The following is a 20,781-nucleotide window of genomic DNA, read 5'->3' as shown; positions in this document are numbered from 1 at the left end:
GGGCCTCCGGCAGCCTTGGGCTTATGCAATCATCCCGCCGGAACGCTCCGGCGTCGCAAGCGGCGCTCCTACATCCTGGCGCAGAAAAATGGAACCCCAAAGGCCGCCGCCGGGTCAACCGAGGTTTGACAGGTCAAGCGCGTCGCTGTCCTTCAGCGTCTTCAGCACGAAGTCCGAGCGCACCTGCGCGATGTCAGGGCGCAGCAGCAGCCGCTCGTGCAGGAAGTTCGAGAAGCTCTCGAGATCGCTTGCCCGCACGTGCAGCACGTAGTCGGCGTCACCCGAGACCGAAAAGGCCGCCTGGACCTCCGGTTGGCGTTCGATCCAGGCCGAGAAATCCATGTCGGCGGTCTTGGCATGAGTGCGCAAGTTCACCCGCACCACGACGCGGATTCCAAGCCCGAGCTTTCCGGCGTTGAGCCGGGCCCGGTACCCCTCGATCACCCCTGCGGACTCGAGCGCGGCGCGACGGCGCGAGCATTGCGAGGCCGAGAGATGCACACGCTCGGAGAGCTGCGCATTGGTGAGCGCCCCGTCCTTTTGCAGCGCGTCGAGGATCAGGCGGTCGTAGCGGTCGAGCGGCATGGCAGGTCACCTCGCGCAGGTTTGGGCTTAATGATGCACGTTTCACGCATGTAGCATCACTTCATGCGCACCAAAACGCATATCTTCGTCTTGCGCTGCATGCAATTGCACACCTCTTGCAGCACCTTCGCGCTATCCTGCGCCCATGACAAACGGGAGTGAAAAGATGTTCGACGCCGGCCCCACCCATGTGCATCAGGCCATCGCGCAAGCAGTACATGACCATGGGATCGACACGATGTTCGGCCTGATGGGCGACGCCAACCTCTTCATTGCCGATCATTTCGCGCGTGGCTGCGGCGGGCGTTTCGTGCCCGCGGCGCATGAGGGCAGCTCGGTGCTGATGGCGCTGGCCTACGCGCATGTCGCCGGCAAGGTGGGCGTCGCCACGGTCACTCATGGCCCTGCCCTGACCAATTGCGTGACCGCGCTGACCGAGGGTGCGCGTGGACAGATCCCGATGGTGCTGCTGGCGGGCGACACGCCCGTCGCCAACCCGCGCCACCTGCAGGGCATCGACCAACGCGCCGTCGTGCTCTCGACCGGCGCCGGCTTCGAGCAGATGCGCTCGCCCGAGCTGGCGGTGCGCGATGTCGCGCGCGCCTTCTACCGCGCCAAGGTCGAGCGTCGTCCCATCGTGCTCAACATGCCCGCCGAGTTCATGTGGCAGGAAGCCCCCTATGAGCCTTACGTGCTCAGTGTTTTCGAGACCCGCAGCTTCGTGCCCGAAGGCGAGGCGCTTGACGAGGCGATCGGCATGATCGCCAGCGCGCGGCGGCCGATGATCCTCGCCGGAGCCGGGGCGTATGACGCCCGCGAACAGATCATCCGCCTCGCCGACCGGCTCGAGGCGCCGCTTGCCACCACGCTCAAGGCCAAGGGCCTGTTCCGCGGCCACCCGCATGACATCGACATCTTCGGCACGCTGAGCACCCCTGCCGCCTATGACGTCATCGGCAAGTCCGACTGCATCATCAGCTTCGGCGCGTCGCTGCACGAGTTCACCACCGACCGCGGCAAGCTGCTGGCGGGCAAGCGGCTGGTGCAGATCGACAGCGACCGCAGCGCCATCGGCCGGACCCTGCACCCCGACGCCGCGCTGATCGCCGACGCGGGGCTCACCGCCGACAACTTCGTGCATTGGCTCGACGAGGCCGAGATTCCCGGCAGCCGCTTCACCGCCGAGCTCAACGGCGAGGAATTGCGCCGCCATCCGCCCGCGCGCGTCAACAAGACCCCCGAGGCCAGCGTCAACTACGTGGCGGCGCTCGAGCGGCTGGAAGAGGCCCTGCCCAAGGACCGCATCCTCGTCACCGACGGCGGGCGCTTCATGACCGAAGTCTGGTGCCGCATCTCGGCCCCCGATCCGCGCAGCTTCGTGGTGACCGCCAACTTCGGCTCCATCGGGCTCGGCCTGCAGGAGGCAATCGGCGCCGCGGTGGCGGCGCCCGACCGGCCGGTGGTGCTCTTCTCCGGCGACGGGGGGTTCATGATGGGCGGTCTTGGCGAGTTCAACACCGCGGTGCGGCTCAAGCAGGACATGGTGGTGATCCTGTGCAACGACAGCGCCTATGGCGCCGAACACATCCAGTTCATCGACCGCAAGATGGACCCGGGCCTCACACAGTTCGACTGGCCCTGCTTCGCCGAGGTGGCAACCTCGCTCGGCGGCAAGGGCATCCTCGTCCGCTCGGACGACGAGCTGCAGGCCGCCATCGACGCCATCGAGTCCCGCGATCGCCCTCTGCTGATCGAGCTGCGCCTCGATCCGAACGATGTCCCGCGCATGCGGATCTGATCCGAACCGGTCAAGCAGCGTCGCAGTCCGGCGGGACGCTGCCCCCACTATGGCCGGGCGCAATTCCCTCGCGCCCGGCCACTGGATAAGCCGCGCGCCTGCTGCGCAAGCAGCCACCGGACCCGCCGTGGCAACACCCTGCAACCGCAGCGAAACGATTCAACTCTGCCGTATTTTCAGGCAGCACCTGCTGCAACGCAGAAACACCCCGACGCGGAATTCTGCTGCAAGTCTGTTTCGAAACCCACCATGTCGCATCCAGCCCTCAGAATCGTCGCGGGCACGATATTCCTTGCCGTAGATCGCCCGATCCGGCCCGACTTTCGCGACGCGATTTCAACGCGCGGACGGGCCGGCTCGGCGGGACGCACCACCGTGGAGGAAAGGCCGGACGCCGGCCGCTTCTCTGCATGAGACCCGCACGGGCCCCGCGCCCGGCCTACGGAGTTCGGCCATGACTGCTGACGCCACGACCCTCGACCTGCTGAGCCGCCGCAAGCCCGGCCACGCCCTCGAACAGGCCTTCTACACCGATCCCGGCATCTACGCGCAGGATCTCGAGCAGATCTGGTACCGCGAATGGCTCTTCGCCACGCCCGTGGTGGCGCTGCCGAAGACCGGCAGCTACGTGACACAGAAGGTCGGCCCCTATCGCGTGGTGATCGTGCGCGGGCCGGACGGTTCGGTGCGCGCCTTCCACAACACCTGCCGCCATCGCGGCTCGGTGATCTGCAAGGCCGCCTCGGGTCAGGTCGCCAAGCTGGTCTGCCCCTATCACCAGTGGACCTACGAGCTTGACGGCCGCCTGCTGTGGGCGCGCGACATGGGCAGCGATTTCGACGCCTCGGCGCATGGTCTGAAGCCGGTGCATTGCCGCGAGGTCGCCGGCCTCGTGTACATCTGCCTTGCCGACGAGGCGCCCGATTTCGACACCTTTGCCAAGATGGCCGAGCCCTATCTCGCCGTGCACGACCTCACCGAAGCCAAGGTGGCGCATCAGTCCACCATCATCGAGAACGGCAACTGGAAGCTCGTCTGGGAGAACAATCGCGAGTGCTACCACTGCGCCGGCAACCACCCGTCGCTCTGCCGCACCTATCCCGAGGATCCCACGATCACAGGGGTCTCCGCCGACGGCACCTTCCCGCCCAAGGTCGAGGCGCATTTCAACCGGCTCGAGGCTGCAGGCGCCCCGTCGCGCTTCCGGTTGTCCGAGGACGGCCAGTATCGCCTCGCGCGGATGCCGCTGCTCGATGGCGCCGAGAGCTACACGATGAACGGCAAGATCGCGGTGCAAAAGCGCCTTGGCCGGGTCCCCTTCCTCGATGCAGGTACGCTGCTCAAGTACCACTACCCAACCACCTGGAACCACTTTCTGTCGGATCACTCGATCACTTTCCGCGTGACCCCGATCAGCCCGACCGAGACCGAAGTGCAGACCACCTGGCTCGTGCACAAGGACGCGGTCGAGGGCGTGGATTACGATCTGGAAAACCTCATCACCGTCTGGGAACACACCAACGACGAGGACCGCACCGTGGTCGAGGACAACCAGCAGGGCATCAACTCGCCCGCCTATGAGCCCGGCCCCTATTCGGCCAGCCACGAGGACGGTGTGAACCAGTTCGTCGACTGGTATTGCACCACGCTCGGCAAGCGTCTCGCCCCCGCACGGATGGCCGCGGAATAATGGCGGCGGACAGCTCCCTGCCCTCTGCCGCCGTGCGCTACTGGAACGATGCCGAGATGCTGGAATGTGTCTCGGTCATCCCCGAGGCGCCGAACGTCTGCACCTTCTGCTTCGTGGCCCCCTCGGGCGCGCTGTTTTCCTACCTGCCCGGCCAGTTCGTCACGCTCGAACTGCCGGTGCCGGGCGGGCCGCTCTACCGGACCTACACGATCTCCTCCTCGCCGTCGCGGCCGCTTTCCATCACCGTCACGGTGAAAGCACAGCCCAATTCCATCGGCACGCGCTGGATGCTCGACAACCTGCGCCCCGGGATGCGGATCAAGGCGCTCGGACCGGCGGGGCATTTCACCTCGCACCATCACCCGGCAGCGAAGTTCCTGTTCATCTCGGCGGGCTCGGGCATCACTCCGATGATGTCGATGGTCACCTATATGTACGACCTCGGGCGTATTCCCGACGTGGTCTTCGTGAACTGCGCCAAGCGTCCCTCTGACATCGTGTTCCGCGAGCGGCTCGAGCATATCGCCAGCCGCATCGACGGCATCGAGCTGCGCTGGGTGGTGGAGGAAGGCGACCGCTTCCAGCCCTGGACCGGCTACAAGGGGATGTTCAACCAGCTCATGCTGGGCCTGACCGCGCCCGACTACCTCGAGCGCGAGGTCTTCTGCTGCGGTCCCGAGCCCTTCATGCAGGCGGTGCGCGACGCGCTGGCCGGTCTCGGTTTCGACATGGACCACTACCACCAGGAGAGCTTCCAGCCCTCGCTGGAGGAGGAAGACCGCGATGCGACCGAGGGCGACGTCGTGCCCGAGGACGCGAAGGCCGAGGTCAGCTTCGCGACCTCCGGGGTCGTCCAGACCTGCAAGGAAACCGACACGATCCTCGCCACCGCGCGTGCGGCCGGGCTCAACATTCCCTCGGGGTGCACCTTCGGCGTCTGCGGGACCTGCAAGATCAAGAAGACCTCGGGCCAGGTGCACATGGTGCACAACGGCGGCATCACCGAGGACGACATCGCCGAGGGCTACGTGCTGGCCTGCTGTTCGCACCCCATCGGCAAGGTCGAAGTCGAGGCCTGACGGGCTGCTTCGGACGCAAATTGCAAAGGCCGCCGCGAGAGATCGCGGCGGCCTTTTGCGTCACTGTCAGGGGGATGAACCGTGCCGCCTCAAGGCGAGGCCGCCGGGTGAGCGCCTGCCCGCCCGGCGCACGCCCGGCCTTTACTCCGCGGCGACGACAGCCACGCCGCCCGGCACGTAGTTCAAGATCGGCGCAAGCCAGCGCTCGGCCTCCGCCACCGGCATGCCCTTGCGCACCGCGTAATCCTCGACCTGATCGCGCTCGACCTTGGCGACGCCGAAGTAATAGCTCTCGGGGTGGCCGATATAGAGCCCCGACACCGACGAGCCCGGCCACATGGCGTAGCTCTCGGTCAGTTCGACGCCGGTGGCATTGGTCGCGTCCAGTAGCTCGAACAGCGTGGTCTTCTCGGTGTGGTCGGGCTGCGCGGGATAGCCCGGCGCGGGGCGGATACCGGCGTATTTCTCGGCGATCAGCTCCTCGGGGGTGCAGGCCTCGTCTGGCGCGTAGCCCCAGAGCTCGCGGCGCACCATCTCGTGCATGCGCTCGGCAAACGCTTCGGCGAACCGGTCGGCCAGTGCCTTCACGAGGATCGACGAATAGTCGTCGTTCTTGGCCTCGAACTCCTTGGCGATGCGCTCTTCCTCGATGCCCGCCGTCACCACGAAGCCGCCGAGATAGTCCGGCGTGCCTTCGGGCGCGACGAAATCCGACATCGCCACGTTGGGCCGGTCACCGCGCTTGGCGGTCTGCTGGCGCAGGGTGAAGAAGGTCGCAAGCTCTTCGGCGCGGCTCTCGTCCTTGTAGAGGCGGATGTCATCGCCGACGGCGTTTGCAGGCCAGAAGCCGACCACTGCGCGCGGGTTGAACCATTTCTCGTCGATGATCCGCTTCAGCATCGCCTGCGCGTCGGCAAACAGCGCCCGCGCCGCCTCGCCCTGCTTCTCATCATCGAGGATCTTCGGGTAGACGCCCTTCATCTCCCAGGTCTGGAAGAACGGCGTCCAGTCGATGTAGCGCGCCAGCTCGGCAAGGTCCCAGTCGTCGAACGCCTTGGTGCCGAGGAAGCTCGGCGCGTGCTGCGGCGTGAACTCGAGCTTCAGCGCATTGGCGCGGGCCGCCTCCAGCGGCAGGCGCTTCTTGGCCAGCTCGGCGCGCGCGTGCTTCTCGGCGACATCGGCGTATTCGCTCTGCACGTTGGCGACATAGGCGGGCTTCTGCACCGGCGAGAGCAGCGACGAGACCACGCCCACCGCGCGCGAGGCGTCGTTGACGTGCACCGCCTGACCGGCACCGTAGCGCGGGTGGATCTTTACCGCCGTATGCACCCGGCTGGTGGTCGCGCCGCCGATCAGCAGTGGGATGTCGAAGCCCTGCCGCTCCATTTCCGAGGCCACATGCACCATCTCGTCGAGCGACGGGGTAATGAGGCCCGAAAGACCGATCACATCGACGTTCCGTTCGCGCGCGGTGGCGAGGATCTTCTCGGCCGGGACCATGACGCCAAGGTCGATGATCTCGTAGTTGTTGCAGGCCAGCACGACGCCGACAATGTTCTTGCCGATGTCGTGCACGTCGCCCTTCACCGTGGCCATCAGCACCTTGCCGGCGCTCTCGCGGCCATCCCCGCCGCTCAGGCGCTTTTCCTCTTCCATGTAGGGCAGCAGCACGGCCACGGCCTGTTTCATCACGCGGGCCGATTTCACCACCTGCGGCAGGAACATCTTGCCCGCGCCGAAGAGATCTCCGACCACGTTCATCCCGGCCATGAGCGGCCCTTCGATGACGTGCAGCGGGCGCTCGGCGGCCTGCCGGGCTTCCTCGGTGTCGGCGTCGATGAATTCGGTGATGCCGTTGACCAGCGCGTGCTCGAGGCGTTTTTCGACCGGCAGCTCGCGCCAGCTCATGTCCTTTTCGCGGCCCTTGGCGCCGCCCTGCCCGCGGTATTCCTCGGCCAGCTCCAGCATGTTCTCGGTCGCCGTGCCGCCGTTGGCAGGGGCGCGGTTCAGCACCACATCCTCGCAGGCCTCGCGCAGCCTGGCGTCGATCTGGTCGTAGACCGCCAGCTGGCCGGCGTTGACGATGCCCATGTCCATGCCGTTCTGGATGGCGTGGTAGAGGAACACCGCATGCATCGCCTCGCGCACCGGCTCGTTGCCCCGGAAGGAGAACGACAGGTTCGACACGCCGCCCGAGATATGGACGTGCGGGCAGGTCTCGGTGATGCGGCGGGTGGCCTCGATGAAGTCGACGCCGTAGTTGTCATGCTCCTCGATGCCGGTGGCGACGGCAAAGACGTTGGGATCGAAGATGATGTCCTCGGGCGGGAAGCCCACTTCCTCGGTGAGGATCTTGTAGGCGCGCTGGCAGATCTCGACCTTGCGGTCCTCGGTGTCGGCCTGGCCGGTCTCGTCAAAGGCCATGACCACCACGGCCGCCCCATAGGCGCGGCAGAGACGCGCCTGATGCAGGAAGCTCTCCTCGCCTTCCTTCAGAGAGATCGAGTTGACGATGGACTTGCCCTGCACGCATTGCAGGCCGGCCTCGATCACTTCCCACTTGGAGCTGTCGATCATGATCGGCACGCGGGCGATGTCGGGCTCGGCGGCAATGAGGTTGAGGAACTCAATCATCGCCTGCTTGGAGTCGATGAGCCCCTCGTCCATGTTGATGTCGATCACCTGCGCGCCGTTCTCGACCTGATTGAGCGCAACCTCCAGCGCGGTGGCGTAATCGCCATTGGTGATGAGCTTGCGGAACTTGGCCGAGCCGGTGACATTGGTCCGCTCGCCGACGTTGACGAAGGGGATCGTGTCGGTGAGCGTGAAGGGCTCCAGTCCCGAAAGACGCATCTGCGGGATATGCTCGGGGATCGCGCGCGGCTTGTAGTCCGCCACGGCCTTCGCAATGGCGCGGATGTGCTCGAAGGTCGAGCCGCAGCAGCCGCCGACGATGTTCACCAGACCGTCGCGGGCGAAACCGGCGACCTGCTCGGCCATCTGCTCGGGCGTCTCGTCATATTCGCCCATCTCGTTGGGCAGGCCGGCGTTGGGATAGGCGCAGATCAGCGTGTCGGCGACCGACGAGAGCTCTGCAAGGTGCGGGCGCATGGCATTGGCCCCGAGCGCGCAGTTCAGACCGATGGTCAGCGGCTCGGCATGGCGCACCGAGTGCCAGAAGGCGGTCGGCGTCTGGCCCGACAGGGTCCGGCCCGAAAGGTCGGTGATCGTGCCCGAGATCATCACCGGCAGCCGCTCGCCGCGCTCCGCGAAGACCTCCTCGCAGGCGAAGATCGCGGCCTTGGCGTTGAGCGTGTCGAAGATCGTCTCGATCAGCAGGATGTCGACGCCGCCGTCGATCAGCGCCCGCGCCTGCTGGGCATAGGCCTCGCGCAGCTGATCGAAGGTCACCGCGCGGTAGCCGGGGTTGTTCACGTCGGGGCTGATCGAGGCGGTACGGTTGGTCGGTCCGAGCGCGCCGGCGACGAAGCGCGCGCGCCCGTCCTCGGCCTCGGCCCGGTCCATGGCCTTGCGCGCCAGCCGCGCGCCCTCGAAGTTCAGGTCATAGACCGCCGCCTGCATGTCGTAATCGGCCTGCGCGATGGTGGTCGACGAGAAGGTGTTGGTCTCGGCGATATCGGCGCCCGCCATGGCGTATTGAAAGTGGATCTCCTCGATCGCGTCGGGGCGCGTCAGGTTCAGCAGGTCGTTGTTGCCCTGCTGCGGCTTGTCGCTCGAATGCGGCAGGTGGCAGGTGCAGGCCCCGCCGCCGCAGCCCTGGAAGTCGCCCTCCGAGAGGCCGAGCTTCTGGATCTGCGTGCCCATGGCCCCGTCGAGGATCAGGATGCGCTCGCGCGCGGCGGCCTCGAGACGGTCGAAGACCGCAGAGCGGGTCGGAAGGGAAGCGGACATGACGGACTCCGGGCGTGGGGCAAGCATTGGTTGCGCCGTCTCTAGCGATCCGGGCCTCTGAGGGCCATCTCATAATAATCATCGTTATCATGAAACCGGCTCAAGAAGTGGCACATCGCCGACCGGGGGGTGTGCCTCTGCAACGCAAAGGGGCGGACCCAACGGCCCGCCCCTTCTTTGTCTCATGCCTGCCCGATCAGTTCGGGATCAGGTCCGGCACGATGGTGACGATGCCCGGTGCGAACCACAGCAGCGCAAGCCCCGCCACCTGGATCAGCACGAAGGGGATGACCCCACGGTAGATGTGCCCGGTGGTCACAGACGCCGGGGCCACGCCGCGCAGGTAGAACAGCGCGAAGCCAAAGGGCGGCGTCAGGAACGAGGTCTGCAGGTTGACAGCGATCATGATGGTCACCCACTTCGGATCGAAGCTGCCGCCGTAGATCACCGGGCCGACGATGGGCACCACGATGTAGATGATCTCGAGGAAGTCGAGCACGAAGCCGAGGATGAACAGCACCAGCATGACGATCAGGAAGACCTTGTGCTCGTCATCGAAGCTTTTCAGGAAGCTCTGGATGTAGTGCTCGCCGCCGAAGGAGATCACCACCAGGTTCAGCAGCTGCGAGGCCACGAGGATGGTGAAGACCATTGAGGTCACCTTCGCCGTCTCGCGCACCGCCGGGGTCAGCACCCCTGCCTTAAAGAGCACCCAGCAGGCGAACAGCAGCCCGAAAAGCGCATAGAGATACGCCGCCTGTGCCACCACGAAGGCGATCCAGGTTTCGTAATTTGCGCCCTCGGTGCCGACCCGCAGGTCGAAGTTCATCCCGATGAGGATCATGATCGCAACCGCGAAGGTCGACATCAGGATGATCTTGGGCGAGCGGCCGTCCTCGTTCAGCTTGCGGTAGGCCGCGAGCATGATCGCACCGGCCGCACCGAGCGCCGCGGCGGGCGTCGGGTTGGTGATGCCGCCGAGGATCGAGCCCAGCACCGCGACGATCAGCACCAACGGCGGGAAGACCACGCGGATGAGATCGTTCTTCGCCAGCATTGCCGCCGCCTTGCCTGCGGCCCAGAAGGAGATCGCCCAAGGGATCAGCATCATCAGCACCGTCGCCAGCGGCGAGGTGTTGGGATGGATGAAGAGCACATCCACCAGCAGGCCGAGCACGATCCCGCCCGCACCGATGAGCAGCGGCCTGGGATCAGAAGACGGCGAGACCGCCCGCGCCCAGGCCAGCACGATGCCGAGGATCACCGCGATCACCGCGAGGCCGGTGCCGATGGGTGCGGCCTTGGCGATCTTGGCGGCGCGCGCCGCGTCGATCTCCTCGGGGCTGAGACGGTGCGATTGCTCCACGCCGCCGGCCTCGTCGATGGCTTGCTGCTCGGCAACCGCCGTGTCCCATGCCTCCTGGCCGTGCAGGTCGATCATCGCCGCCTGGCACTCGGGGCCGACGTTGGTGCGCAGCGAGGCCATCTGGCCGCTGTCGGAGTAGCTGTCGATCCGCGTCGACTGCGAGCCCACCACGCCCATCTGACCAAGCACGATGGTGCCGACGATCAGCAGCGCCGGAACGCCGAGGTACCAGGTGAAGGCCTCACCGCGGGTCACCGGCTCGCCGCCGCCGCCTTCGATCTGCACCGGAGGCGCGGACTGCGGGCGGAACATGGCAAAGCCAAAGGCATAGAGCGCGTAGAGAACCGCCAGCAGAATGCCCGGCAACAGCGCCGCCTGGAAAAGCGTGCCCACGGAAACCACCGCCGGCTCGCCCAGCAGGGTCAGCGCGTCGGTGCAGCCGGCAAGCTGCGCGCGGTCTTCTTGGGCGGTGGCGTAAAGATCCCCCGCGAGCGTACCCAGCAGAACGATGACGATCGACGGCGGGATGATCTGGCCGAGCGTTCCCGACGCGGCGATGACCCCCGTCGCCAGCTCGGGCGAGTAGTTGTTGCGCAGCATGGTCGGCAGCGCCAACAGGCCCATCGTCACCACGGTTGCGCCGACGATGCCGGTGGAGGCCGCGAGGAACGCGCCCACGACCACGATCGACACCGCAAGGCCGCCCGGCAGCGGTCCGAAGACGCGCGCCATAGTGGTCAGCAGGTCGTTGGCGATCTTCGAGCGTTCCAGCACGATGCCCATCATCACGAACATCAGCACCGCGAGCAGCGTCTCGATGGACTGGCCCGCGATGACCCGCTCGTTGATGCGGTTGACGATGAACGACACGTTGCGATCGAGCGCCACTTCCCAGCCGCGGTCGAAAACCGGCATCGCGTAGCGTGGCAGGTCCGGGTAGCGGAAGATGGAGATGGCGTCCTCGCGCACGCCGCTGGCGACCAGCGTCCGATAGGCCTCGGATCCGGTGTCGATGGCCTGGTGCACGAGCAGGCCGGCGCTGTCGAGCGCCGCGATGATGAAGAAGGAGATCACCCCCGCCCCGCCGATGGCAAAGGCCACCGGGAAGCCGGAAAGGATCGCCGAGAAAAGCGTGAGAAAGACGATGATCAGGCCGATCTCGACGCCATCGAGTCCGAATAGCATTTACCTATGTCCCTCTCAGAATTCCGCGTGGTCGTAGGCTTCTTCGCCTGCCTCGACCCGGTCATGATCGTGATATTTGCCTTCGCTCTCCGGGCCTTCGCGCCATTCGAGGTAGGAGCGCCAGAAGAAGACGACCCCCTGCAGGAAGATGAAGCCGCACATCAGCACGATCAGGATCTTGAACAGGAAGTAGGCGGAAAAGCCGTTGGGGCTGAAGCCAATGGTCTCGACGTTCCAGCGCAGAGCGCGCGCCTTCATCACCAGCCGCTCGAGGCCTTCCGAGGCCGAGGGCTTGGGCACGATCAGGTGGCGCCACAGGAAGTACCACGAATAGAGCCAGACCAGCACCGCCATCGGCATCATGAAGAACAGGCTGCCGAACATGTCGATGATCTTCTTCGCGCGGTAGCTGACCGGCGAATAGACCAGATCGACGCGCACATGCCCGCCCTGCACGAAGGTGTAGGCCAGGCAGAGCGCCACGACGATGGCGTTGTAGAGCTTGAGCTCTTCGGACCACCAGCTGACGTCGAAGCTCACCGGCACACCGAAGCCGAACGACAGGTCTGGACGGGCGAAGACCCGCTGCACGAGGATGATGATCACCTGCTGCAGCACCATGATGAGGCCGGCCCAGGCTGCGATGCGCCCCACGGTGTTGTGGAAGCCCTCGAGCCCGCGCACCATGCCCCACATGAAGCTGTGCCGCCACATGCCGATCGCTGTGAGCACCAAGAAGGCGGTCAGCACCACGAACAACAGTTCCACCGACGCGCCGTAATAGACGAAGCGCATCACCGCCTCGTTGTCCGTCCAGTTCAGCCAGCTCGACGGATGCGTCACAGCGTAGCCGAGGTTCCAGAAGGACATGGCGATATTGCCGAAGAACCAGGTCAGGCCATCCAGTATCGCACCGAATGCCCCGCCCGAGGCTGTCTCTTCCATGACCTGTGCCCCCTTATGTCTCTTGTTGGTCTTGTTGGGTGCCCTGCCCGGCCGGCGTCTCCTGCCGGCCGGGACAGGGCTGTGTCTTCAAAGCAGGAGCGCCCCCGCGAACCGCGGGGGCGACAGACACGCGATTGGGCGGATCAGAGACCCATGACGCGGTTACGCTGGGCCGAGAAGGCGCCTTCCGAGCGGCTGATCCACTGAGCCGAGGACTTCATCGACTGGTAGTAGCTGTCGTAGCACTTCTTGTAGATCTCGTCGCCCATGGGCTCCTCGACCACTTCCTTGGCTGCGGCGCCGAAGGCGTCCCAGACGCTGTCGGGGAATTCGACGAGCTTCACGCCGCCGGACTGCAGACGCTGCAGGGCCGCCGAGTTGTTCGCCATGAACAGCGACATGGTCCAGAGGTTGGACGCGCGCGCCACCTGCTCGACGATCTTCTGCTGCGTCGGGCTCAGGCTTTCGAAGACCTCGAGGTTCATCGTCAGGTTCAGGTTCGGACCCGGCTCGTGGAAGCCGGCGGTGTAGTAGGTCTTGGTGATTTCCTGGAAACCGGCCTTCTCGTCCGCCCAGGGACCGATCCACTCGGTGCCGTCGATCGCACCCGAGGACAGCGCCTGGTACACTTCCGCGCCGGGCAGGTTCTGCACCGAGGCGCCGAGCTTGCCGAGCACCTGGCCGCCCTGGCCGGGCATGCGGAACTTCAGACCCTGGAAGTCTTCGGGCGAGTTGATCTCTTTCTTGAACCAGCCACCCGACTGCGGGCCGGTGTTGCCGGCTGCAAAGGCCTTGAGGCCAAAGATCGAGTAGAGCTCGTCCGCCAGCTCGTTGCCGCCGTCATGGTAGATCCAGTTGGAATATTCCATGAAGTTCATGCCGAAGGGCACCTGGCTGAAGAACGACAGCGCCGGGTGCTGGCCGAGGAAATAGTAGTCCACGCCATGGTACATGTCGGCCTGGCCAGCGGACACGGCGTCGAAGACCTCGAAGGCACCGACGAGTTCACCCGCCGCCTTCAGCTCGACGGTCAGCTCGCCATCGGTGGCCGCGGTGATCTGGTCGGCGCAATATTGCGCGCTGTCATGCACACCGGCGAGGCCACGGCCCCAGGTGGTCACGAGAGTGAGGGTGCGGCGGCCCTGTGCGATCGCCGGAGCGGCGAGCGCGGTTGCAGCGGCGGCTGCGCCACCTGCGGTGGAAGCCCTCAGAAAAGAACGACGATCCATGTAAATCCTCCCATAGATTATTCGGCGCCTGGCGGTCTCCTCCGTCCCGGCGCGGATCGTTACGGTTCGGGCACCCTAGGACATTTTATTGCGCAAGCGAAATACCCAGCACTGCGTAGAATGGGTCATAAACTTGCCCATCACGTCACAAAAACGTAGCCTCCCCTTGCCTTCCGTTGCGGCACTCCTAAGCGAATGCGCGCTCGCGCCTTCCCAAGACGCCGAATCATGACGTAATTCAAAGGGAATGGGCGCGATCATTCAGAATCTCCGGCAGTCCTTCAGGCTCAGCTACGGACAGAAGCTCTTTCTTCTGGCCTCGGTGCCGCTCATCCTCGCCTGCGCCGCCATCGCCCTTCTCGTCGCCTTCCAGTCGCGCATGCTTGCAGAGCGCGAAATCCGGCAGCTCGAGAACGAGTTGCTCGAGGCCAAGAAGCAGGAGCTGCGCAATTACGTCACCCAGGCGCGCAACGGCTTCTACTTTATCTACGGCGCCGCCGCCCCGGACGACGACGAAGCCAAGACCCAGGTCGCGCAGATCCTCGCGGCGATGATCTACGGCGAGGACGGCTCTTTCTTCGTCTACGATTACGACGGCACCAACCTCGTCTCGCCGCGCCGCACCGACATGATAGGCCGCAATTGGTCCGGCCTCACCGACAGCGCCGGCACGCCCATCGTCGATCCGATGATCAAGATCGCCCGGCAGGGCTCGGGCTACCTGTCGTTTCTCTGGCCCAAGCCCTCCACCGGAGAGGAGGCCGAGATGATCGCCTTCGTGCTCGGCTTCCAGGACTGGCAATGGGCGGTGGGCACCGGTGTTTGGATCGACGACGTGCTGGCCACGGTCAGTGCCAGCCGGGCCGAGGTGCAGGCCCGCATCCGCCGCACCTTCCTCTATATCGGCGGCATCACCCTTGGCGCCCTGCTGGTGGTCTTCTTCTCGGGGCTCGCGATGAACCTGCGCGAGCGACGGCTGGCGGATGCCAAGCTCAAGGAGCTGACCCAGCGGGTGTTCGACGCCCAGGAGGACGAGCGCCGCCGTGTCGCGCGCGAGCTGCACGACGGCATCAGCCAGATCCTCGTCGGGGTGAAATACGCGCTCGACATCACCAAGCGCCGCCTCGCACAAGAGGATCCGCGCGCCATGGACACGCTCGAGCGCGGTCACGAGGCGCTCACCGGCGCCATCCAGGAGGTGCGCCGGATCAGCCGCGACCTGCGCCCCGGGGTGCTCGACGACCTCGGCCTCGGCCCGGCGCTGAAAGCGCTGATCGACGACTTCGAGGCGCGCACCGGCATCGAAACCACGCTCGAGACCGTGGTCTTCCGCAACCGCGTCGACCAGGAGGGGCGCATCGCGCTCTACCGCATAGCCCAAGAGGCGCTGACCAATATCGAGCGCCACTCCGGTGCCACCGAGGTCACGCTCGACCTGCGCGGCCACCGCCGCGGCGCAACCCTGCGGATCGAGGACAATGGCCATGGCATCGACCCCGACAAGGTCCGCGGCCAGCGTGGCATCGGCCTGAGGAACATGCAGGAGCGCATGGACCAACTCGGCGGACACCTGCGAATCTTGTCCTCCAGATCCGGCACGGTTATCGAGGCACAGATCCCCCTGTCGCACCTGCTTCCTCCCGAAGAGGGCGCCTCCACATCCAGACCCAAGGCAAGCGCATGACCGAACCTACCAAAGTCGTCATCGTCGATGATCACCCGCTGGTCGCCGAGGGCATCGAGGCACTCTTGGAAAGCTACGATGACATCACCGTGCTGGCGACGGTCTCGGACGGCCAGCAGATGATCGACCGGCTCGACGAACTTACGCCCGACGTCATCTTGATGGATCTCAACATGCCCGGACTCGGCGGTCTCTCGGCCACCGAGATGATCCTCGAGCGCCGCCCAGAGACCCGCGTGCTGGTGCTCTCGATGCACGACACGCCGCAGTATATCACCACCGCACTCGGCCATGGCGCTTCGGGCTATCTTCTCAAGGATGTGCCCACCGAGGAGATCAAGACCGCCATCGACACCGTCATGCAGGGCAAGCGCTATCTCTGCACCGGCGCCGAGGGGGCGCTGGCCCCGGTGATGACCGGCGGTCGCGAGCAGCTCACCAACCGCGAGCAGACCATCCTGCTGCAGCTGGCGCAGGGCAAGTCGAACAAGGAAGTCGCGCAGGTGCTCGATATCTCGGTGCGCACGGTCGAGACCCACCGCAAGAATATCAAGCGCAAGCTCGGGATCAGCTCCACCGCCGGGCTTACCCGCTACGCGCTGGAGCATGGCGTACTGCAGGGCACCGGCGTCAACAGCTGACGTCTTCCGCAGCGGACGCCGCGAGTGTCAGCGGGCAATTCGTTCCGAGCACAAATATTCCGGGGAGTCGGCGCCGGCAGACGGAGGCAGAGCCCCCGCGTGCCGGCCACGACAGGCGCTCAGATCATCTTGCCGACGCGGATCACCAGGTCTTCGGCAGCATGGAACTCCGCCGGCATGACCTGCGGGATCTGCACGCCGTCGAAGGCCGCCTCCTCGGCGTTGCGATGCCGCTCGACGGTGGCCAACGCTTGGGTGAGGACCAGCAGTCCCACCAGCGCCACAGCCTTCAGCGCGCTGAAATCCCGAGCGTGACGATAGAACCTTTGATACTGCGCCATGACAGCCTCCTGCACACAAGTGAACCCTTCAGTTCAGTATTGCAGCGCTTTCAACCCACGGCAATTCACGACTTCACGCAAGCCCGTGTGAAGCCCGAAACATTGCGCGAAACATGGCGCAGCTTCGGCCATTTTTCGCGAAACTGCGCGATACACCCTATCAAACGCAATAAAAGTACAAATATCTCGCATCCAGAGCACTTTTTCTGAGCCGATAGGTGTTGACCCTCCGGCCCCTGCCGCCTATGGTCCGCCCCACGCACGAAGGGAGTCCGCCAGATGGGCCTACTTGTAATTATCGTAGAGACATGGCGCATGGGCCGGTAACCGGAACCATAATGGACCCCCATGCGCCCCCGAAATCCTCGGGGGCTTTTTTGTGCGCAAATGAGAAGTAAAATCGAAATGACGTCTGTAACGGAGACCGCGATGACACGTCAGATGACCGGAGCGAAGATGGTGGTTCAAGCCCTGAAGGATCAGGGTGTGGACACGGTATTCGGCTACCCCGGGGGCGCGGTGCTACCGATTTACGACGAAATCTTCCAGCAGAACGATATCCGGCACATTCTCGTCCGGCACGAGCAGGCGGCGATCCATGCCGCCGAGGGGTATGCCCGCTCGACCGGCAAGCCGGGTGTCGCGCTGGTGACATCGGGCCCCGGCGCGACCAATGCCGTGACCGGCCTGACCGACGCGCTGCTGGACTCGATCCCGATCGTGGTTCTCTCGGGCCAGGTGCCGACCTTCATGATCGGCTCGGACGCTTTCCAGGAGGCGGATACCGTCGGCATCACCCGCCCCTGCACCAAGCACAACTGGCTGGTGAAGGAGACCGACAAGCTCTCAAGCATCATGCACCAGGCGTTCCACGTGGCGACCTCGGGCCGCCCGGGACCGGTTCTGGTCGACATCCCCAAGGACGTGCAATTCGCCACGGGTGAGTACACCGCCAAGCCGCAGGCGCCCGTCGGCCACTACCAGCCGCAGGTGAAGGGCGACATCGAGACGATCACCCAGCTCGTCGAGGCCATCGAGAAGGCCGAGCGCCCGGTGTTCTACACCGGCGGCGGCGTGATCAACTCGGGCCCCGGCGCCAGCCAGTTGCTGCGCGAGATCGTCGAGGCCACGGGCTTCCCGATCACCTCGACGCTGATGGGCCTCGGCGCCTACCCGGCCTCGGGCAAGTCCTGGCTCGGGATGCTCGGCATGCATGGTCTCTACGAGGCCAACCTCGCGATGCACGGCTGCGATCTGATGATCAACATCGGCGCGCGCTTTGACGACCGCATCACCGGCCGGCTCGACGCCTTCTCGCCGCGCTCGAAGAAGGCGCATATCGACATTGATCCGTCGTCGATCAACAAGGTGATCAAAGCGGACATGCCGATCGTCGGTGACGTTGGCCACGTGCTCGAAGACGTGCTGAAGATCTGGAAGGCGCGCGGCCGTAAGATCAACCGCGAGGCAATTGCCAAGTGGTGGCAGCAGATCGAGGAGTGGAAGAAGGTCAAATGCCTGACCTACAAGCAGTCCGAGACGGTCATCAAGCCGCAGTACGCGCTCGAGCGCCTCGAGGCGCTGACCAAGGGCCGTGACCGCTACATCACCACCGAGGTCGGCCAGCACCAGATGTGGGCGGCGCAATACCTCGGCTTCGAGGATCCGAACCGCTGGATGACCTCCGGCGGGCTCGGCACTATGGGCTATGGCTTCCCGGCCTCGGTCGGGGTGCAGGTCGCCCACCCCGAGGCGTTGGTGATCAACGTCGCGGGCGAAGCCTCGTGGCTGATGAACATGCAGGAGATGGGCACCGCGGTGCAGTTCAACCTGCCGGTGAAGCAGTTCATCCTCAACAACGAGCGACTGGGCATGGTGCGCCAGTGGCAGCAGTTGCTGCACGGCGAGCGCTATTCGCAGAGCTGGTCCGAGGCGCTGCCCGATTTCGTCAAGCTCGCCGAGGCCTTCGGCGCCAAGGGCATCATCTGCAAGGATCCCGCCGATCTCGATGACGCGATCATGGAGATGCTCGATCATGACGGGCCGGTGATCTTCGACTGCCTCGTCGAGAAGCACGAGAACTGCTTCCCGATGATCCCGTCGGGCGAGCCGCACAACAAGATGCTGCTCGGCGACGCGCAGGCCACCAACGCCATCGCCGGCAAGGGTGCGGTGCTGGTCTGACGGCTCGCGCGGACGAGGCCCCGCCCCGTCCGCCACCGCGACGACCACCATTCCGCACAAGACAACTCAGGAGCTGAAATCCATGTCCGCGCTACAGATCAAGAAGGGCTCGTCCAAGCATTCGGCCTACAACCTACGGCCCACCTTCTCGGACGTTCAGGAAACCCATACCATCACCGTTCTCGTCGAGAACGAGCCCGGGGTTCTGGCCCGCGTCATCGGCCTCTTCTCTGGCCGGGGCTACAACATCGACAGTCTGACCGTGGCCGAGGTGGACCACGAGGGGCACCTGTCGCGCATCACCATCGTGACCACCGGCACGCCGCAGGTGATCGAGCAGATCAAGGCGCAGCTCGGCCGGATCGTGTCGGTGCGCGACGTGCACGATCTTACCGCCGAGGGCAGTTCGGTCGAGCGCGAGCTGGCGCTGCTGAAGGTCGCCAGCACCGGCGACAAGCGGGTCGAGGCCCTGCGGCTGGCCGACATCTTCCGCGCGCAGGTGGTCGACAGCACGCTCGAGAGCTTCGTCTTCCAGCTGACCGGCACGCCCGACAAGATCGACGCCTTCGCCGAGTTGATGCGTCCCCTCGGGCTGGTCCAAGTGGCGCGAACCGGCGTCGCCGCCCTCGCCCGCGGCAAGGCCTGAGCCGCGCGGCCTCACACCTCACCCCAGAAACGCTGACGGGCCCGATACTTCGGGCCCGTTTGGCTGTGCGCTCCGCCGGTGGATCTTGCTCAGGCGACATCTCTTTCGGGCCGCTGCGCATCGCGAAAGGCAATGACGCGCCCCCTCGAGCCCGCGCCTGAAAGTCCTCCCGCAGGGCGCGGATCGGCGCTGAACAGCGTCTCCACCAATCCAAAAAACTTTTTCTCTTCAAGCCTATGGGGGTTGCTTGCATGACGCAGGTTCTCGACGTCATGCATGTCGAACGCGACCAGGTCGCCCACGTTGAGCGGAGTTCCGCCCTCCGGGCCATTCTCGGGTTCATGCCAGAACGCGAGTTCGCCGTGATCTTCGCACCAGATTACCGCTTTGTGATCCGTCCGATCAGACCAGAGCACAACTCCTATCATCTTCTGTGACATACATTTCCCCACATCTCGCCCCTGACAAGACTGACGCAGATGCCGGATCGCTCACATGCGGCGAAACGTGACGTATGCTTGATTTTTGTGTCTGCATCAATCACGATTGTCTCCATATGGCATCAGCAGTGACGCTATATAGCAACAAGAAGAAGTTCACAGGGAGGGACTACGCGTGGAAGGCGTCACCTTGAAAAGAACTGTCGCAAGCACGAAAGAAAACGGAATGTCCACCGCGCCCAGGGATCAGGCACCGCCCCCAAGTCCGGCAGAGCTGCGCAGCGTCTTCGGAGCCAATCTCCGGAAGCTCGGAAGCAGCGCGGCCTCCATCTCGGCTCTTTGCCGGGACCTCGGAATCAACCGCACGCAGTTCAACAGGTATCTGGCCGGAGAATCCTTTCCGCGGCCCGACGTGCTGCACCGGATTTGCAGTTTCTTCGGCGTGGACGCGCGCATCTTGCTGGAACCGGTGGAGGAGATCCGCAATGAACCCGCCAGCCTCCTGCAGCACCCCTACCTGGCCGATTTTGTCGGCGCCGGGCTGCTGGGGCTGAGCGAGGATGAATTCCCTTCGGGCTTGTATCGCTTCTCCCGCGCTGCTTTCTCCGAGGAATCCCGGTTCGTCGTGGGTCTGGTCCGCATCTTCCGGAAAGACGGCATGACTTTCCTGCGCGGCTTCGAGCCAAAGGAAGCGCTGGCCATGTACGACCTGCCGACCGACGCCGCGTCGCGCGAATACCGCGGACTGGTGCTGCGCCAGGCCGAAGGCATTGCAGCGCTTGTCAGCCGCCGGGGCGCCATCACCACCTCGTTCAACTATCTGTCGAAGACGGGCGGGCTCACCAACCATTTCTGGGTCGGCTACGCCGTGCGCACCACACCCGAGAACCCCTCCGGCCGCCGCGCCGCGCGACTGGTCTACGAGTATCTGGGCAACGACAGGCACAAGGTGCTCGCGGCTGCACGAGGGACCGGCTACCGCACCGCAAAGGAACTGGTTCCCTTCCACCGTCAACAGCTTCGCGTCGACGAGGATTTCCGCTGACCAGCAGCGCC

Annotated in this window: 15 protein-coding genes; 8 read left to right on the top strand and 7 right to left on the bottom strand. The window is 65.0% G+C overall.

Annotation, left to right across the window (positions count from 1 at the left end):
• Window positions 1-114: 114 nt before the first annotated feature.
• On the bottom strand, window positions 115-585 hold the full coding sequence (locus CEW88_RS06800) for an Lrp/AsnC family transcriptional regulator (protein ID WP_108965320.1): 471 nt from the start codon (window positions 583-585) through the stop codon (window positions 115-117).
• Window positions 586-751: 166 nt separating this feature from the next.
• On the opposite strand from CEW88_RS06800, the gene CEW88_RS06795 reads away from it, so the two are divergent.
• From CEW88_RS06795 to CEW88_RS06785, 3 genes are all read left to right on the top strand, one after another.
• Window positions 752-2,383 carry a thiamine pyrophosphate-binding protein gene (locus CEW88_RS06795; protein ID WP_108965318.1) on the top strand — a complete coding sequence of 544 codons (1,632 nt, stop codon included), beginning with the start codon at window positions 752-754 and terminating at the stop codon, window positions 2,381-2,383.
• A 454-nt stretch (window positions 2,384-2,837) separates the two neighbouring features.
• Complete coding sequence (locus CEW88_RS06790) at window positions 2,838-4,073, top strand: aromatic ring-hydroxylating oxygenase subunit alpha (RefSeq protein WP_108965316.1); 1,236 nt, start codon at window positions 2,838-2,840, stop codon at window positions 4,071-4,073.
• A complete protein-coding gene (locus CEW88_RS06785) occupies window positions 4,073-5,152 on the top strand; it encodes a 2Fe-2S iron-sulfur cluster-binding protein (protein WP_108965314.1) in 1,080 nt (359 codons plus the stop codon). The genes CEW88_RS06790 and CEW88_RS06785 overlap by 1 nt, the downstream gene beginning before the upstream one ends.
• A gap of 141 nt (window positions 5,153-5,293) precedes the next feature.
• On the opposite strand, the gene metH is transcribed toward CEW88_RS06785, so the two are convergent.
• The 4 genes from metH to CEW88_RS06765 all read right to left on the bottom strand — a co-directional run bounded on the left by metH (window position 5,294) and on the right by CEW88_RS06765 (window position 13,789).
• Window positions 5,294-9,064, bottom strand: coding sequence for a methionine synthase (metH, locus tag CEW88_RS06780; protein ID WP_108965312.1), 3,771 nt, complete (start codon window positions 9,062-9,064; stop codon window positions 5,294-5,296).
• 196 nt (window positions 9,065-9,260) lie between these two features.
• Window positions 9,261-11,615 (bottom strand): TRAP transporter large permease, encoded by a 2,355-nt coding sequence (locus CEW88_RS06775; RefSeq protein ID WP_108965310.1) that lies wholly within the window; start codon window positions 11,613-11,615, stop codon window positions 9,261-9,263.
• A gap of 15 nt (window positions 11,616-11,630) precedes the next feature.
• On the bottom strand, window positions 11,631-12,560 hold the full coding sequence (locus CEW88_RS06770) for a TRAP transporter small permease subunit (RefSeq protein WP_108965308.1): 930 nt from the start codon (window positions 12,558-12,560) through the stop codon (window positions 11,631-11,633).
• A gap of 143 nt (window positions 12,561-12,703) precedes the next feature.
• Window positions 12,704-13,789 (bottom strand): TRAP transporter substrate-binding protein, encoded by a 1,086-nt coding sequence (locus tag CEW88_RS06765; RefSeq protein ID WP_108965306.1) that lies wholly within the window; start codon window positions 13,787-13,789, stop codon window positions 12,704-12,706.
• 247 nt (window positions 13,790-14,036) lie between these two features.
• On the opposite strand from CEW88_RS06765, the gene CEW88_RS06760 reads away from it, so the two are divergent.
• Both CEW88_RS06760 and CEW88_RS06755 read left to right on the top strand, forming a co-directional pair.
• Window positions 14,037-15,473 (top strand): cache domain-containing protein, encoded by a 1,437-nt coding sequence (locus CEW88_RS06760; protein ID WP_108965305.1) that lies wholly within the window; start codon window positions 14,037-14,039, stop codon window positions 15,471-15,473.
• The gene (locus tag CEW88_RS06755; protein WP_108965303.1) at window positions 15,470-16,114 is read left to right on the top strand and encodes a response regulator transcription factor; all 645 of its coding nucleotides are present in this window, start codon (window positions 15,470-15,472) and stop codon (window positions 16,112-16,114) included. Before CEW88_RS06760 ends, CEW88_RS06755 begins: the two co-directional genes overlap by 4 nt.
• A 119-nt stretch (window positions 16,115-16,233) precedes the next feature.
• Here CEW88_RS06755 and CEW88_RS06750 read toward each other — a convergent pair whose 3' ends face one another.
• Window positions 16,234-16,455 (bottom strand): hypothetical protein, encoded by a 222-nt coding sequence (locus CEW88_RS06750; protein ID WP_108965301.1) that lies wholly within the window; start codon window positions 16,453-16,455, stop codon window positions 16,234-16,236.
• Window positions 16,456-16,884: 429 nt separating this feature from the next.
• Here CEW88_RS06750 and CEW88_RS06745 point away from each other — a divergent pair, with 429 nt between their 5' ends.
• Both CEW88_RS06745 and ilvN read left to right on the top strand, forming a co-directional pair.
• Window positions 16,885-18,639, top strand: coding sequence for an acetolactate synthase 3 large subunit (locus CEW88_RS06745; RefSeq protein WP_108965299.1), 1,755 nt, complete (start codon window positions 16,885-16,887; stop codon window positions 18,637-18,639).
• 82 nt (window positions 18,640-18,721) lie between these two features.
• The gene (gene ilvN / locus CEW88_RS06740) at window positions 18,722-19,285 is read left to right on the top strand and encodes an acetolactate synthase small subunit (RefSeq protein WP_108965297.1); all 564 of its coding nucleotides are present in this window, start codon (window positions 18,722-18,724) and stop codon (window positions 19,283-19,285) included.
• A gap of 89 nt (window positions 19,286-19,374) precedes the next feature.
• Here the strand turns inward: ilvN and CEW88_RS24450 are convergent, their stop codons facing one another.
• Window positions 19,375-19,725, bottom strand: coding sequence for a hypothetical protein (locus CEW88_RS24450; protein WP_159099568.1), 351 nt, complete (start codon window positions 19,723-19,725; stop codon window positions 19,375-19,377).
• Window positions 19,726-19,951: 226 nt separating this feature from the next.
• On the opposite strand from CEW88_RS24450, the gene CEW88_RS06730 reads away from it, so the two are divergent.
• Window positions 19,952-20,770 carry a helix-turn-helix domain-containing protein gene (locus tag CEW88_RS06730; protein WP_108965292.1) on the top strand — a complete coding sequence of 273 codons (819 nt, stop codon included), beginning with the start codon at window positions 19,952-19,954 and terminating at the stop codon, window positions 20,768-20,770.
• The last annotated feature ends 11 nt before the right edge of the window (window positions 20,771-20,781 follow it).

The organism is Alloyangia pacifica (assembly GCF_003111685.1).
GTDB lineage: Bacteria > Pseudomonadota > Alphaproteobacteria > Rhodobacterales > Rhodobacteraceae > Salipiger > Salipiger pacificus_A.
The sequence above is the reverse complement of the archived record's forward strand: the minus strand, read 5'-3'. Positions and strand labels throughout refer to the sequence as shown.

What these genes read in the sequence shown, in the direction of transcription:
- CEW88_RS06800 (WP_108965320.1), bottom strand. Translation starts at nt 585, where the DNA reads ATGCCGCTCGACCGCTACGACCGCCTGATCCTCGACGCGCTGCAAAAG.
- CEW88_RS06795 (WP_108965318.1), top strand. Translation starts at nt 752, where the DNA reads ATGTTCGACGCCGGCCCCACCCATGTGCATCAGGCCATCGCGCAAGCA.
- CEW88_RS06790 (WP_108965316.1), top strand. Translation starts at nt 2,838, where the DNA reads ATGACTGCTGACGCCACGACCCTCGACCTGCTGAGCCGCCGCAAGCCC.
- CEW88_RS06785 (WP_108965314.1), top strand. Translation starts at nt 4,073, where the DNA reads ATGGCGGCGGACAGCTCCCTGCCCTCTGCCGCCGTGCGCTACTGGAAC.
- metH (WP_108965312.1), bottom strand. Translation starts at nt 9,064, where the DNA reads ATGTCCGCTTCCCTTCCGACCCGCTCTGCGGTCTTCGACCGTCTCGAG.
- CEW88_RS06775 (WP_108965310.1), bottom strand. Translation starts at nt 11,615, where the DNA reads ATGCTATTCGGACTCGATGGCGTCGAGATCGGCCTGATCATCGTCTTT.
- CEW88_RS06770 (WP_108965308.1), bottom strand. Translation starts at nt 12,560, where the DNA reads ATGGAAGAGACAGCCTCGGGCGGGGCATTCGGTGCGATACTGGATGGC.
- CEW88_RS06765 (WP_108965306.1), bottom strand. Translation starts at nt 13,789, where the DNA reads ATGGATCGTCGTTCTTTTCTGAGGGCTTCCACCGCAGGTGGCGCAGCC.
- CEW88_RS06760 (WP_108965305.1), top strand. Translation starts at nt 14,037, where the DNA reads ATGGGCGCGATCATTCAGAATCTCCGGCAGTCCTTCAGGCTCAGCTAC.
- CEW88_RS06755 (WP_108965303.1), top strand. Translation starts at nt 15,470, where the DNA reads ATGACCGAACCTACCAAAGTCGTCATCGTCGATGATCACCCGCTGGTC.
- CEW88_RS06750 (WP_108965301.1), bottom strand. Translation starts at nt 16,455, where the DNA reads ATGGCGCAGTATCAAAGGTTCTATCGTCACGCTCGGGATTTCAGCGCG.
- CEW88_RS06745 (WP_108965299.1), top strand. Translation starts at nt 16,885, where the DNA reads ATGACACGTCAGATGACCGGAGCGAAGATGGTGGTTCAAGCCCTGAAG.
- ilvN (WP_108965297.1), top strand. Translation starts at nt 18,722, where the DNA reads ATGTCCGCGCTACAGATCAAGAAGGGCTCGTCCAAGCATTCGGCCTAC.
- CEW88_RS24450 (WP_159099568.1), bottom strand. Translation starts at nt 19,725, where the DNA reads ATGTCACAGAAGATGATAGGAGTTGTGCTCTGGTCTGATCGGACGGAT.
- CEW88_RS06730 (WP_108965292.1), top strand. Translation starts at nt 19,952, where the DNA reads ATGTCCACCGCGCCCAGGGATCAGGCACCGCCCCCAAGTCCGGCAGAG.